Consider the following 13,542-nt stretch of genomic DNA (forward strand, 5'->3'; position numbering starts at 1 on the left):
GGAAAAACCCCCACGAACCGGACCCCCCGAGAACCGCTTCCCCAGCACCCGGCCGGAACCGTCCCTCGCCTCCGCTCCTCGTCGCGGACCGCGCCACGTTCGTCGCTGTGGGCTGGCGCCGCCGTTCCGCCGTTCCGTCGTGGTGGGCTGGCGTCGCTGTGCCGCCGTTCCGTCGTTGTGGGCAGTCGTTCCGCATGGGGGTCCCCCCCCTGGACGTAGTCCTTGGGGAGGAACGGGTGGGCACAACGACGGAACGGCCCCCCGGCCTGAGGGCCCAGCCCCGGCGCGCCACGACGGTGGGTGGGTCCGGTGGCGGCCCGGGGGTCACGTGCTCAGATTGGCTCGTGCGGGGCCCGTGAGAGCGAGGCGTTGCTGCGTCGCCAATCCTGCGCGCGCGACCCCCGGTCCACCCCCGTCCCGTTGTCGGGCGTCTGACCCCCGGTGGGGGTGGGGTGGACGGGCCTGCCCGTCCGTGGGCGGCTCACCGCCGGTGGGGTGGGGCGGGCGTCAGGACAGGTCCACGCGGCGGGCCGCAGCCTCGACGTCGGGAGGCAGCGGCGCGCGGGCGCGCAGCGCCGCGGGCAGCCGGGCCACGAGGCCGCGGAGGGCCTCGCGGGCCTCGGCATCCCGCGGCGCGGCCACCACCAGTGCCCCCGTCTGCCGCAGCGCCACCCGCACCGGCCGCCGCAGCCAAGCGGTGAGCGCCGCGTTGCGCCGCATGACCGCACGCCGCCCGTCCCGCACGCCGCCCACCGGCCGGTGCACGGCCCGCACCTCGGGGCAGTGGCACACGGCCCAGCCGCAGGCCGTGAGGTCGTACGCGAGCAGCTGCTCCTCGCCCCCGAAGAACACCACGGGGTGGTACCCGCCGGCGGCGAGGAACGCCTCCCGCCGGGCGACGGCCGCGCAGGCGAGGAAACCCAGCACCTGTGGGCCGGGCAGGTCGGCGGCGTGGCCGAGGGGAGACGCGGCGAGTTCCGCGTTCAGGGGGTCGGGGGCGTTCTGGTTGGCCACATGGATGGTCGCCGCGAGCAGCCCGACGCGCGGGTGCGCGTCGAGGACCCGCTCCGCGGTGGCCAGCGCGCCGGGCTCCCACCAGGAGTCGTCGTCGCTGAACGCCACGTACGGCGTCCGGGCCTCCCGCACGCCCAGGGTGCGCCCCACGGCGCCGAGGTTGCGGCCGGGCTTGAGGAGCCGGGCATCGGGGTGGTGGCGGGCGACCGCCTCGGCGGTGCCGTCGGTGGACGCGTTGTCGACGACGATCAGCGGGGGCCGCTCGGGCAGCCGGGACAGCCGGTCCAGGGTGTGCAGGAGCTGGTCGCGGCGGTCACGGGTGATCACGACGACGGTGGTGCGCGGGGCAGCGGTCACGAGCGGCACGCCTCCAGGTGGGTGGCGAGGGCCGTCAGGACCTCGTCGGGCGTGATGTGCAGCAGTTGAGGGTCGGGGGCGGCGCCGTGCGGGTCCCCCGGCGGGCCGGGGTGCCACAGGGCGATGTGCCGGTGTCCGGGGGGCGGGCCCCACAGGTGGGGCGGTACGGGGCCGAACAGGGTGACGGAGGGCGCGCCGTACGCGACGGCCAGGTGCGCGATCCCCGTGTCGCCGCTGACCACGGCCGCCGCGCCCGCGCACAGCGCGGCCAGCCGCTCGTACGGGAGCCCGCCCCGCAGGACGTCGTGGGGGTCCAGCCGGGCGGGCCCGGCGACCCGGTCCAGCAGGGCGTCCTCCCCGGGACCGCCGGTCAGCACCACCCGCTTCCCGCGTCCCCGCAGCGCTCGCACCACCTCGGCGTACCGCTCCGGGGGCCAGCGCCGTGCCGCCGAGTCCGCGCCCGGGTGGACGACGACCGCGCCCGGCGCCGGTGAGGGCTCCGGGGGCGGGGGCAGCAGTACGTCGTCCGGGTCGGCCGGTACGCCGTACCAGCGCAGGAGCCGGCACCAGCGCGCCCGCTCGTGCTCGTCCGCCGTCCACGCGGGCCCGGCGATGTGCGGGGTCCCGGGGTGCGCGAAGGCCAGCAGCCGCCGGGGGCGCACGCGTTCCAGCAGCAGATGGCTCGACGGGCCCTTGCCGTGCAGGTCCACGGCCACCTCGGGCGGCGGCCCCGTCCAGTCCAGCCGGACCGGCACGGCCCGGCCGGGCGCCGACGCGGGCAGCAGCCGGTCCACCGCACCGGTCGCCGCCGCGACGGGCGCCAGGCCGGCGGGCGCGGCGAGCACCGTCTCGTACGCGGGGAACGCCCGGCGCACCGCGCGCAGCGCCGGCACCCCGGCCAGCAGATCCCCGAGCCCGAGCGCCCGCAACACCAGGACCCGCGGCCTCACGGCGAGGCCCCCCGGGCGCGAATCGGTGGGCTCTGCCCCCCGAACCCCCGCTCCTCGAACGCCGGAGGGGCTGACATCAGCGCAGCCCCCGGTTCCGGGAAGGGGCGGGGCAGGGGAAGCTCCGCCGGGTACGACCCGGCGGTCATGCCGGGCCGTCCAGCAGCTTGCCGACCGCGGCCACCACGTCCTCCGCCGTCACCTCGTCGAGGCAGGGGTGGCCCGGCACCGGGCATTCGCGGGCGCGCGTCGCCGCGCAGGGGGCCGTCTGGTCGCCGAGCAGGACGTGCGGGACGCCGTAGGGGCCCCACCGCTCGGCGGGGACCACCGGCGAGAACAGCGAGACCACCGGTGTGCCGACCGCCGCCGCCAGGTGCGCGGGGCCGGTGTTGCCGGTGACCACGACCCCGGCCGCGGCCAGGACGGCCGCCAGCTGCGGGGGAGCGGTGCGGCCGCCCAGGTCCAGGCCGTCCGCCCCGGCCACGAACGCGGTGAGGTCCCGTTCGTCGGGCCCTCCCGTGACCACGACCCGGTGCCCCGCGCCGGCGAGGAGCTGTACGGCGTGGGCGCAGCGCTCCGGGCTCCACCGGCGGGCGGCCACGCTCGCACCCGGGTGCACCACCACGTACGGGCCCTCGCCCGTCAGGTCCGGCGCGCCGCGCGCGTGCCGCACCCGCGGGCGGCCGTCGTCGCCCGGCGGGCGCGGGAAGCCCGCCGCCTCGGCCAGGTCGAGCGCCGCCTCCACCTCGTGCGCGCGCGGCGCCCGTTGATGGCGTACGTCCAGGAGCGAGCCCGGCGCGTCCACGCAGTCCGCGGCGATGTGCGGCACCCCCGCCATGCGCAGCAGCAACGCCGCCGGCAGGGGGCTCTGGTGGAACGACGTCAGGACCAGCGCCACGTCCACGCGGGCCGCGGCCACCCGGTCCACCAGCCGCCCGATGTCGGTCCGGTCCACGGGCGGCGGGGTGAACCCGACCCAGGGCGCCTCCCACACCAGCACCTCGTCCACGCCCGGCAGCATCCGCGCCGCAGGAGCCCCGACCGGCCCGCACAGCACCGCGACCCGGTCGGCGCGGTGGGCGACCGCCCGGACGGCGGGACCGGCGAGCAGGACGTCCCCGAAGCTGTCCAGCCGTACGACCAGCGCCCTCATGCCGTCCTCCGTACCGCGGCCGGGTGCCCCAGCACGTGCCGGACCGCTGCCGGCAGGTCCCGGCACACCTGCGGCGCCGACGCCACCTCGGCGGGCAGCGTCCGCGTCGTGGGCACCAGCACGGCCCGCGCGCCCGCCGCCCGGGCCGCCCCCATGTCGCTGCCGATGTCGCCGATCACGACGCACTGCTCCGGCGTGACGCCCAGCCGCCGTGCCGCCTCCACGACGAGGCCGGGCGCGGGCTTGCGGCAGGCGCAGCCGTCCTGCGGGGTGTGCGGGCAGTGGACCCAGGTGTCGAGGCCCGTGCCCAGCAGGACCTCCACGCGCGCGTTGACCTCCAGCACGGCCGCCTCGGTGAGCAGCCCGCGCCCGATGCCCGACTGGTTGGACACGACCCCGATCGGTATCCGGTGGGCCCGCAGCAGCCGCACCGCCTCACGCGCCCCGGGCATCAGCCGCACCCGCCGGGGGTCGCCGTTGTAGGGGACGTCGACGATCAGGGTGTCGTCGCGGTCGAACAGCACCGCCCCGGGCAGCGGGCCGGGCACCGGCCCCGGCGTCTCCCGAGGGCGCTCACCCGCCCGGGGCCGGAGGCCGGGGTCGGTGTGCCGTTCATGCGCCGCCTCCGTTCCAGCAGCCCGCCGAGCGGTGGCGCAGTTCGCCGCTGAGGCGGTGCCAGGTGGCGAGCGCGGGGATGAGCGCGCTGGTCACGGCCACGGTCAGGACCTCGTCGGCGGTGCGCGGGCCGGGCGCGATGCGGGCGCGGGCGAACTCAGCCGTCCCCAGCAGCCAGCCGAGCGCGGCGACGGCCGCCGCCCTGCGCCGTCCGCCCACCGCGAGAGCGAACGCGACGGCGCCCGTCGCCGTGATCGCCGCGTGCCTGCGGATACGGCCCCGGGGAGCGGCCGCCCGGTCCCACCAGTGGGGTCCGTGGAGCCGCACCATCAGCGCGTCGTCCGCGTTGCCGCGCTGCACGCGCAACGACACCCACCGGTCGGCGGGTCGCACCGGGTGGTCCGTACGGCGCCGGCCGCGCCGGATCAGCCAGCCCGCGTCGATCACCCGCAGGGCCAGGTCCGCGTCCTCGCGGAAGGCGCGCGGGAAGCGTTCGTCGAAGCCGCCGACGGCCCTGAGCGCCTCGGTGCGGTACGCCATGTCGGCGGTCGCCCACAGGGCCTTCTCCAGCCCCGCCGTGTTGCGCTCCCAGTCGGTGGGGCGCCGCCCGTCGGGCAGGGGCACCCGCAGCACGCCCTGGACGCCGCCCGTGTCGGGCGACGCGTCGGCCAGGTCGCGCGTCAGCTCGGTGCGCCAGTCGGGGCCCACGCGGACGTCGTCGTCGAGGAGGACCGTCCAGGGCTCGGGCACCTCGCGGATCCCGGCGTTCCGGGCGGCGGCCGGGCCGCGGCCGCCGCTGTGCACCACGGTGGCCCGGTCGGCGAGCGGGCCGAGCGGCGCGAGGGAGAGGGGGGCCGGTTGTTCGCCGGGCGCCCCGGGGAGGCGGGGGCGGTCGTCGACGACGACGATCCGGCTCGGCGCCGGCCCCTCGCTGCGGGCGAGCGACGCCAGGCACTCGGCGAGACAGGGCCGCCCGATGGTGGGGACGACCACGGCGTACGAGGCGGGCGGAGGGGTCATACGTCGGCGCCTCCCGTTCCGGTCGAAAGCATACGGAGTGCTCCTGTTCGAGCACTTTATGCATGAATCGGGCCGCTTCGCAGGGCGGTGCCCGCACGCCGCGCGCTCCCCGGGCCGCTACGGGCCGTGCGTCGGCTCCCCGGCCCCGCGTACGCCCTCGGGCCCCGCGCCGAGAGGCGTGCCGTGCGGAACGGGGGGCCGGATGCCCCGCAGGGGCCGGGACCTGCGCCGGTACGCGGGCACGGTCAGCGCGTGCGGCAGCACCCGTGCCGCGTACCCGCCGAGCCGGCTCCGCAGCGAACCGGCGAACACCGTGCCCCGGCCGCGCATCAGGGCCGCGAATCCCTGCGCGGCGACGAGCGCCGGGTCGTCCTTGTCCCCGAGACCGAGCAGGGTGTCCTGGATTCCGGCGCGCCGGAAGAACGCGGTGTCGGTCGCGCCCGGCAGCAGCGCGGTGACGGTGACGCCCGTGCCGCGCAGCTCGTCGCGCAGCGCCTCGGCGAAGGACAGGAGGAACGCCTTCGAGGCGTTGTAGACCACCTGGTACGGGCCCGGGACATGGGCGGCGATGGACGAGGTGATCAGCAGCCGGCCCTCGCCCACGTCGACCATGGCGGGCAGTAGCCGGTGGGCCAGGTGGACCGTGGAGGCGATGTTCAGGTCGAGGATCCGGGCCTGGTCGGCCAGGTCGGTGGCGAGGAAGGCCCCGCCGGTGCTGACGCCGGCGTTGAGCGCGGCGGCGACGAGGGGGCGGCGGGTCGCGGCGACCGCCTGGTGCAGCTGCTCGACCCCGTCGTACAGGGCGAGGTCGGCCCGCACGGCCACGACCTCGGCGCCCAGGCGGCGCAGCTCGCCGGCGGCGGTTTCCAGCCGCCGCTCATCGGCGCAGACCACGAGGTCGAACCCGTGCACGGCGAACTGCCGGGCGAGTTCGTAGCCGATGCCGGTGGAGGCGCCGGTCACCACGGCCAGGGGCTTCGCGACGTTCATCGGGCCCGGGTACCCCGGCCCGATTGGCTCGAACAGGGCTCGGTGGTTTATCGTTCACCTAAGCGGTTGTGAAGGAGCCCTTCACACATCGCGTGAGCTGCCCCGGCTGGTTCCCCCGTCCAGCCGGGGCTTTCCCTTTGCCGCTTCCTCTCCCGTGCCGGATTGACTCCCGCGTGTCGAGGAACTGTGAAGGGATGACCGAATATGAACGCTCCCGCACGATGCCCGCCCTGCCCGAGCAGGTCTTCGACCAGGCCGCCGACATCGGCCGGCTGGACGAGTGGCTGCCCCGCGACCTCCACGTCCACACGGGCGAAGGCGAACTCCCCGCGGTCACCGTCCACGAGGACCGCACCGACGAGGACACCGCCGCGCTCCTGCGCCCCCGCAAGGACCAGCTGCGGCTGGAGTGGGGCACGAGGGACGACGGCAGCTACGCCGGCTGGCTCCAGGTCGCCGGTATCGGCAGCGGCGCCAGCGAGGTGACGGTGCACCTGTCGTTCTTCGACGCGTCCCACGACCCGGGCGAACAGACCGTCACCGGCGCCCTGGACCGCAGCCTCCAGCGACTGGAGGACCAGGTACGACTCCACGTCGACACCCCGGGCGGCTGAGCAACCCACCCACGCTTCGACACCGGCCGCCCTTCGACACCGGCCGCCCTTCGACGCGGACCGCCCTTCGACGCCGGCCGGTCGCAAGGCCGCCCCGGCCGCGCGCCTTTGCGGTCGTGCGCCGTCTCGGTCGTGTCGGCCGCGAGCCGTCTCGGCCCTGAGGCCGTCCGGGTCGTGCCGACCCGTGAGCCGCGCCGTCGTGCTGGCGCTGAGTCGACCCCGGCCGTGTGGCCGGCTAGGCCGTCCCGGTCGGCTAGGCCGTCCGGTGGTGCTGGTCGACCAGGCCGTCCGGTGGTGCTGTCCGCGAGGCCGTCCCGGTGGTGTCGGGCCGTGCGTCGTCCCGGTGGTGCTGGCTGTGCGCCGTCTCGGCCGTGTCGGCAGTGGGGCGGCTTGTGCGTGTCGGTCCGGTGGCCGTCTGGGCCGTGAGCCGAGCCGTCGTGTGGGCGCTGAGGCGGCTTCGGTGGTGCTGGTCCGCGGGGCCGTCCCGGTGGTGTCGGGCTGTGGAGCCGTCCTGGTGGTGCTGCCTGTGGCGTCTTGGTCGTGTCAGCCGTGAGGGCGTCCCGCTCGCGAGGGCCGTGCGTCGTCCCGGTGGTGTCGGGCCGTGCGTCGTCTCGGCCGTGTCGGCAGTGGGGCGGCTTATGCGTGTCGGTCCGGCGGCCGTCTGGGTCATGTCGAGCCGTGAGCCGCGCCGTCGTGCGGGCGCTGAGGCGGTTCCGGTGGTGCCTGGCCGTGAGCCGTCCTGGTCGTGCTGGCCGTGCCATCTTGGTCGTGCCGGCCGTGAGGGCGTCCCGCTCGTGAGGGCCGTGCGCCGTCCCGGTGCTGGCTGTGCGCTGTCTCGGCCGTGTCGGCGCTGAGGCCGCCCCGGCCATGCTGGTCCGCGAGGCCGTCCGTCGTGCTGGCTGTGTGCGTTTCGGTCGTGTCGGCCGTGGGCCGCCTTGCGCGACCCCTGAGACGGTCCCGGTCGTGCTGAGCCGTGTGCCGCCTTGTCGTGCCAGTCGTGAGGCCGTCCCGTTGGTGAGGGCCGGGAGGGCGTCCCGGTCCTGCCGAGTCGTGAGCCGCGCCGTCGTGCCGGTCGCGACGGCGTCGCGCTTCTGAGGGCTGTGAGGCCGTCGGCCGGTCGTGGCGGCACGGCGGCCGTCAGGTCTTCAGGCCCGGCCGCCGTCAGGTCTCCGCGCCCCGGGTCATGCCCGGTCGCCGTCAGGTCTCCACGCCCGGTGGCCGGTGTGTTTCGGTGCCGCGCAGTCGGCGGGACAGGGCGACCAGTCGTGGGTACCGCTCGCCCATCTCGGCCGCCTGGCGGTCGAGTTCCTGGGTGAGGCGCTCGGTGCGCTTGTCGACGTCCAGCTCGTCGAGGATCCGGTCGATCTCGCTCAGCAGCGCCCCGTGCAGCTGCCACTGCCGCGGGTGCTCCTGCACGTCCTCCAGCAGCAGGTCCGCCACCCGGTCCCGGACCACCCGGCTCTCCGCCAGCGCCTCGCTCAGCCGCTCCTCCGCCGCCTCGGCGCGGGCCGCCACCTGTGTCGTGATCAGCCGGGCGAAGCTCTCCACCGCGCGCGCCATGTGCCCGAACAGCTCCCTCAGCCCGGCGGCCACGTCGGGCGGGAACAGCGTCTCCTCCGTGCGGAACTTCGCCAGGTCGGTCAGGGTCCGCGACAGCACCCGCAGCACCACGGCGCAGATCTCCAGCGTGTCCAGACCGCTGCGCAGCACCACCCGGGCCAGCAGCCCCTGTCGGACCGGGGGTTGAGGCGCAGGCTCTCCTCGGCCTGCCGCAGCGAGGCGTCCACCTCCACGATGTCGTGGTCCAGCCGCCGCGCCTCGTGCAGCCGGGCCGCCGCGTGGGCCACCGGGACGTGCCGGAGCCCCCCGATGTCCTCGCCCATGACGCGCAGCATCCGGCCCATCGAGCCGGCCAGCTCCTCGATCGACGAGCCCGCCGACTGCACCCACACCGGCGGCGCGAAGAGCAGGTTGAACAGCAGTCCCACCCCGGCGCCGATCAGCGTCTCCAGCACCCGCGTCCACGCGGCGAAGCCGACCTGGGTGACCCCGAGCACCAGCATCGCGCTGATCGCCACCTCCGGCACGAACTCGCTCACCCGCACCAGGTGGCCCACGATCAGCGACGCGAAGATCGTCAGCCCGAGGCTCCACCAGTTCAGACCCACCAGGGCGCTGAACCCGATCGCCACCACCACCCCGGCGACCACCGAGTTCACCCGGCGGATGCCGGTCGTGATCGTCGCGTACAGGGTGACCTGCACGACCAGAAGGGCCGTCAGGGGCGCCGTCAGCGGCGCGGGTTCCGGGGGCAGGACCATCAGGGCGACGACGTACGAGATGACCGCGGCGGCGGTCGAGCGCAGCGTCTGCGCGGCGGCGGGCTCGGTCGTCCGCCGCACCAGCTTGATCACCGGGCCCGGTGCTTCGCGAACTTCACGCATCCCCTTCCCCTGCCCCCTCACGCGCCTCTCACCACACCCCGCCCCCATGAACCCCCCGGACGACGGCGCCGGGTTTGTCCGTCACCCCGCGTGGTACCGGCGGACCCATGACCCCCACCACCCCGCCGACCCCCGAGGCACCGGCCGGCACGGACGCGCTGCCGGCCCGCGCCCCCGGTGCCGCGCACGGCCGGGGCACCCCCGTCGCCGTCGTCACCGGCTCCGACTCCGGCATCGGGCGGGCCACCGCGGTCCGCCTCGCCCAGCAGGGCATGGACATCGGCATCACCTGGCACGCCTCCCACGAGGGCGCCCTGCGGACCGCCGACGAGGTGCGGTCCCATGGCCGCCGCACCGCCGTCACGCCCATGGACCTCAACCAGCTCCCGGACGCCGCCGGCGCCGTCGAGCGGCTGGCGCAGGAGCTGGGCCGGCTCGACGTGCTCGTCAACAACGCGGGCGTGGGCACCTCCACCCCGTTCCTCGACCTGCCGTACGAGGACGTGCGCGGGGTGATCGACGTCGACCTCATCGGCCCCTTCCTGTGCGCCCAGCTCGCCGCCCGCCGCATGATCGCGCAGGGCGAGGGCGGCCGGATCGTCAACGTCACCTCCGTCCACGAGCACCAGCCGCGCGTCGGCGCCGCGCCGTACTGCGCGGCCAAGGGCGGACTCGGCCTGCTCACCCAGGTGATGGCCCTGGAGCTGGCCGAGTACGGCATCACCGTCAACGCGGTCGCCCCCGGCGAGATCGCCACGCCCATGACCGGCCAGGAGGACGAGGACGTACGCCACCAGGTGCGGCCCGGCATCCCGCTCGGCCGGCCCGGCGACGCGCGCGAAGTGGCGGGCGTCATCGCGTTCCTGGCGAGCGAGGACGCCTCGTACGTCACCGGCGCGTCCTGGACGGTGGACGGCGGCATGCTCCGCATGGGCCCCCAGGCCGGCTCCCACCTGGACAGCGACGCCTGGCGCCGCCCGTGACCGGAAATCGGGGGCATCCCCTGCTCGGAGAGCTCGGGGGAACGACAGGGGGCCCGGGGGCTCAGCCCCCGGTTGCGGGAAGGGGCGGGGTGGGGGAATGCCCGGCCGCCGGGTCGGCGGGGCCCATAGGGGCCCGGGGCGCCGGCGCCTGAGCGCCTCAGCGCCGCAGTGCCGCCGCCGAGGCCGTCTCCGCGACCAGGGACGTCGGCGGCGTGCGCACCGGCAGGTGGTAGACGGCGAAGGCGCGGCCAAGTACCGGCTGGGCGACGTTGCGGACGCGGGTCCCGCCGCTGGTCATGCCGTGCTCGGTGCCCAGGTGCGCATGGCCGTGCACCGCCAGGTCGGCGCCCGCGTCGTCGACCGCCTCCGCCAGCAGGTAGCTGCCGAGGAACGGGTAGATCTCCAACGGCTCCCCGGCCAGCGTGTCCGGCACCGGCGAGAAGTGCATCAGCGCGATCCGTACCGCGCAGTTGTCGTCCTCCAGCCGGCGCAGCGCGGCCGCGAGCCCGTCCGCGCAGCGCCGCGTGTACTGGATGAACGCCTTCATCTCGGGCTCTCCGAACTCGCCGCCGCTGCGCCCGGCGAAACCGCCGCCGAAGCCCTTCGTCCCGGCGACCCCGACCCGCGTCCCGTCCACCTCCAGGACGGTGCCCTCGCCCTCCAGGACGGTCACTCCGACCTCCTCCAGGACGGCGGTGACCTCGTGCGGGCGGTCGCTCTGGTAGTCGTGGTTGCCCAGCACGGCGACCACCGGCACGGGCAGCCCGGCCACTTCGCGGGCCACCACCCTGGCCTCCTCCACGGTCCCGTGCCGCGTCAGGTCACCGGCCAGGAGCAGCAGGTCCGCGCTGTCGCCGAGCGTGTCGAACGCCGGCCGCAGCGCCCCCGCGCTCTCGGGCGACAGATGGATGTCACCGACGGCAGCCACACGGATCATGACAGCTCCTCGGGGTGGGTGGGGGCGTCCGTACCGGCCACGACCAGGTCCTCGTGCAGGGGCAGACCGGCCAGCTCCTCCTGGGCGATCCGCAGCACCTCGGCCCGGCAGGCCACGCTGGAGACCGTCCCGTACAGCATCACGCTCGCCCCGCGCTGCTCGATCCGCACCCCCAGCTCCGCGATGTCCTCGCTCGCCAGCCGGTCCCGCAGATGGGCGATGCGGTACTCGGCCGTGTCGGCGGCGCTCATGGCGACTCCTTCCCCGCTCGGCGACGGTCTCGGTGACGGGCTCGATGACGTTCAGGCGCTCCAGGAGGAAGAGGAACGCCTCGGGCATGGGCGAGCCCTCGCTCTTGCGCCGCAGCAGATCCCAGTCGATCTTCTCGCGCAGCGCGCGGGCGATCGGGAGGACGGCCCCGAAGTTGCAGTGGTGCTCGGAGAACGCGGCGAGCTGGCTCGCCATCAGGTCGGTGGGGGACAGCACCGGCATGTGCACCGAGTCGACGGGCAGGATCTGTGCCCGCTCCAGCAACTCGGGCGTGACCGGGTGGCGGGCCAGCTCGAAGATCAGGTCGATCTCCTCGCCCATGCAGGTGGCCTTGATCAGCCAGTCCTCGGGCGGCTTCCGCACCTCGATCCCCTCGTTCTCCAGCTCCCGCGTGACCGCTTCCTCGTCCTCCCGCAGGACGGCGAAGTCGGTGTCGTGCTGGAGGCTGGCGGGGACGCCGTGCGCGTACGCCGCCACGCTTCCGGCCAGGGCGAAGGGATGCCCGGCGCCCTTCAGCAGCCCGGCCACCTTCTTCGTGGCCTCCAGGATCGCCTGCGTACGGTCGGGGGGCAGCGGCAGGCCGCCCGCCACCTCACCGGCCGCGGGCGTCTCGGCGAGCCGCAGCTCCGCCGGACCGGACGCCGTGCCGTTCCGCCCGGAGGCGTCGTGTACGGGGTTCCTCACGGTGCTCCACCCCCTTCGTCCTACGGGAGAGCGCTCCGGGTACCCCACCGGCGCCGCCGTATCCTGCCTCTTACGAAGATCGCGCACCAAGATCGAACCAAGATCGCACGAAGATCGCACAAGGGTCGAGGACGATCGCGCCGGAAGATCACATGAAGATCGCGCACGCGGATCGCGTACGGATAGGGGCGGGGGAATGACCGACAGGACGGGGAACGGCGGGGCCGGGCACGAGGCGGCGGAGGGGCTGATCGTCTGCCGGCCCGTCGGGCACGTGATCGGCGGACGCCGGGACGTCGTGGACGACGGATGGGCGCGGGAGAGCGCGGTGATCCGCCTCGACGCGGAGCGGTTCGGCCCCGAGGCGCTGTACGGGCTGGCGGACTTCTCCCACCTGGAGGTCGTCTACCACTTCGACCGCGTCGCGCCCGACGCGGTCGAGACCGGCGCCCGGCACCCGCGCGGCAACACCTCCTGGCCGCTGGTCGGGATCTTCGCGCAGCGCGGCAAGAACCGCCCCAACCGGCTCGGCGTCTCGCGCTGCCGCCTGGTGCGGACCGACGGCCTGGACCTCCACGTCACGGGCCTGGACGCGGTCGACGGCACCCCGGTCCTCGACATCAAGCCGTACATGGCCGAGTTCGCCCCGCAGGGCCCCACCACCCAGCCCGAGTGGGCGACGGAGCTGATGCGGGACTACTACTGACCCTGCGAGGACTCCCGGTCCGCCGGCGACTCCGGGCCCGGGGCTCGGAGGCCGCCGGATCGAGGATGCGGGTCAGGAAGTGCCGGGTGCGCTCGTGCCGGGGCGCGCCCACGACCTGCTCCGCCGGGCCCTCCTCGACGATGCGGCCGCCGTCCATGAAGACCACCCGGTCGGCCACCTCCCGGGCGAAGCTCATCTCATGGGTGACGACCATCATCGTCATGCCGTCCGCGGCGAGCATCCGCATGACCGCCAGCACATCGCCGACCAGCTCCGGGTCGAGCGCCGACGTGGGCTCGTCGAACAGCATCAGCTCCGGGCCCATCGCCAGCGCCCGGGCGATCGCCACGCGCTGCTGCTGCCCGCCCGACAGCTGCGCCGGATACGCGTCCGCCTTCTCGGCGAGCCCGACGCGGGCCAGGTTCTCCCGGGCCACCCGCACCGCCTCGGCCTTGCCGCGCCGCAGCACCCGCCGCTGCGGCAGCGTCAGGTTCTCCTCGACCGTCACGTGCGGGAACAGGTTGAACTGCTGGAAGACCATGCCGATGCGGCGCCGTACCGCGTCGATGTCGACGTCCAGGTCGGTGACCTCCGTGCCGCCCACGAAGACCTGCCCCGCCGTCGGCTCCTCCAGCAGGTTCACGCAGCGCAGCAGCGTCGACTTGCCCGAGCCGGACGGCCCGATGACGCACACGACCTCGCCCCGGGCCACCTCCAGGTCGATGCCCCGCAGCACCTCGTGCTCCCCGAACGCCTTGTGCAGGCCCCGGATCTCGATCTCGGCGTGTGCGCCGGGCTCCACGGTCAC

General features: G+C 75.4%; 11 protein-coding genes and 2 pseudogenes. 3 read left to right on the forward strand and 10 right to left on the reverse strand.

Annotated elements, in window-relative coordinates; genetic code table 11:
* Nucleotides 1-507: 507 nt before the first annotated feature.
* The 6 genes from ABEB09_RS30905 to ABEB09_RS30930 all read right to left on the reverse strand — a co-directional run bounded on the left by ABEB09_RS30905 (nucleotide 508) and on the right by ABEB09_RS30930 (nucleotide 6,096).
* Complete coding sequence (locus ABEB09_RS30905) at nucleotides 508-1,371, reverse strand: glycosyltransferase (RefSeq protein WP_345693210.1); 864 nt, start codon at nucleotides 1,369-1,371, stop codon at nucleotides 508-510.
* On the reverse strand, nucleotides 1,368-2,321 hold the full coding sequence (locus ABEB09_RS30910) for a glycosyltransferase family 9 protein (protein WP_345693211.1): 954 nt from the start codon (nucleotides 2,319-2,321) through the stop codon (nucleotides 1,368-1,370). The genes ABEB09_RS30905 and ABEB09_RS30910 overlap by 4 nt, the downstream gene beginning before the upstream one ends.
* 142 nt (nucleotides 2,322-2,463) lie before the next feature.
* Nucleotides 2,464-3,471, reverse strand: a complete 1,008-nt coding sequence (locus ABEB09_RS30915; protein ID WP_345693212.1) for a glycosyltransferase family 9 protein — start codon at nucleotides 3,469-3,471, stop codon at nucleotides 2,464-2,466.
* Complete coding sequence (locus ABEB09_RS30920; protein ID WP_345693213.1) at nucleotides 3,468-4,019, reverse strand: D-glycero-alpha-D-manno-heptose-1,7-bisphosphate 7-phosphatase; 552 nt, start codon at nucleotides 4,017-4,019, stop codon at nucleotides 3,468-3,470. The genes ABEB09_RS30915 and ABEB09_RS30920 overlap by 4 nt, the downstream gene beginning before the upstream one ends.
* A gap of 64 nt (nucleotides 4,020-4,083) precedes the next feature.
* Nucleotides 4,084-5,106, reverse strand: coding sequence for a glycosyltransferase family 2 protein (locus tag ABEB09_RS30925; protein ID WP_345693214.1), 1,023 nt, complete (start codon nucleotides 5,104-5,106; stop codon nucleotides 4,084-4,086).
* 117 nt (nucleotides 5,107-5,223) lie between these two features.
* On the reverse strand, nucleotides 5,224-6,096 hold the full coding sequence (locus ABEB09_RS30930) for an SDR family NAD(P)-dependent oxidoreductase (protein ID WP_345693215.1): 873 nt from the start codon (nucleotides 6,094-6,096) through the stop codon (nucleotides 5,224-5,226).
* 194 nt (nucleotides 6,097-6,290) lie between these two features.
* On the opposite strand from ABEB09_RS30930, the gene ABEB09_RS30935 reads away from it, so the two are divergent.
* Entirely contained in the window at nucleotides 6,291-6,710 is a 420-nt protein-coding gene (locus ABEB09_RS30935; protein ID WP_345693216.1) for an SRPBCC family protein, read from the forward strand.
* Between the two features lie 1,197 nt (nucleotides 6,711-7,907).
* Here the strand turns inward: ABEB09_RS30935 and ABEB09_RS30940 are convergent.
* A pseudogene (locus tag ABEB09_RS30940) lies at nucleotides 7,908-9,154 on the reverse strand (FUSC family protein).
* Between the two features lie 107 nt (nucleotides 9,155-9,261).
* Here ABEB09_RS30940 and ABEB09_RS30945 point away from each other — a divergent pair.
* Nucleotides 9,262-10,137, forward strand: a complete 876-nt coding sequence (locus ABEB09_RS30945) for an SDR family oxidoreductase (protein ID WP_345693217.1) — start codon at nucleotides 9,262-9,264, stop codon at nucleotides 10,135-10,137.
* 157 nt (nucleotides 10,138-10,294) lie between these two features.
* On the opposite strand, the gene ABEB09_RS30950 is transcribed toward ABEB09_RS30945, so the two are convergent.
* Entirely contained in the window at nucleotides 10,295-11,074 is a 780-nt protein-coding gene (locus ABEB09_RS30950) for a metallophosphoesterase family protein (protein ID WP_345694142.1), read from the reverse strand.
* Nucleotides 11,075-11,362: 288 nt separating this feature from the next.
* A pseudogene (locus ABEB09_RS30955) lies at nucleotides 11,363-12,028 on the reverse strand (nucleotidyltransferase family protein); the annotation flags it as partial.
* 196 nt (nucleotides 12,029-12,224) lie between these two features.
* Between ABEB09_RS30955 and ABEB09_RS30960 the strand changes: the two are divergent.
* Nucleotides 12,225-12,734: an SAM-dependent methyltransferase gene (locus ABEB09_RS30960; protein ID WP_345693218.1), complete on the forward strand. Its 510-nt coding sequence runs from the start codon at nucleotides 12,225-12,227 to the stop codon at nucleotides 12,732-12,734.
* Here ABEB09_RS30960 and ABEB09_RS30965 read toward each other — a convergent pair.
* On the reverse strand, nucleotides 12,649-13,542 hold the full coding sequence (locus tag ABEB09_RS30965) for an amino acid ABC transporter ATP-binding protein (protein WP_345693219.1): 894 nt from the start codon (nucleotides 13,540-13,542) through the stop codon (nucleotides 12,649-12,651). The genes ABEB09_RS30960 and ABEB09_RS30965 overlap by 86 nt on opposite strands.

Source organism: Streptomyces coeruleoprunus (assembly GCF_039542925.1).
GTDB classification, from domain to species: Bacteria; Actinomycetota; Actinomycetes; order Streptomycetales; family Streptomycetaceae; genus Streptomyces; species Streptomyces coeruleoprunus.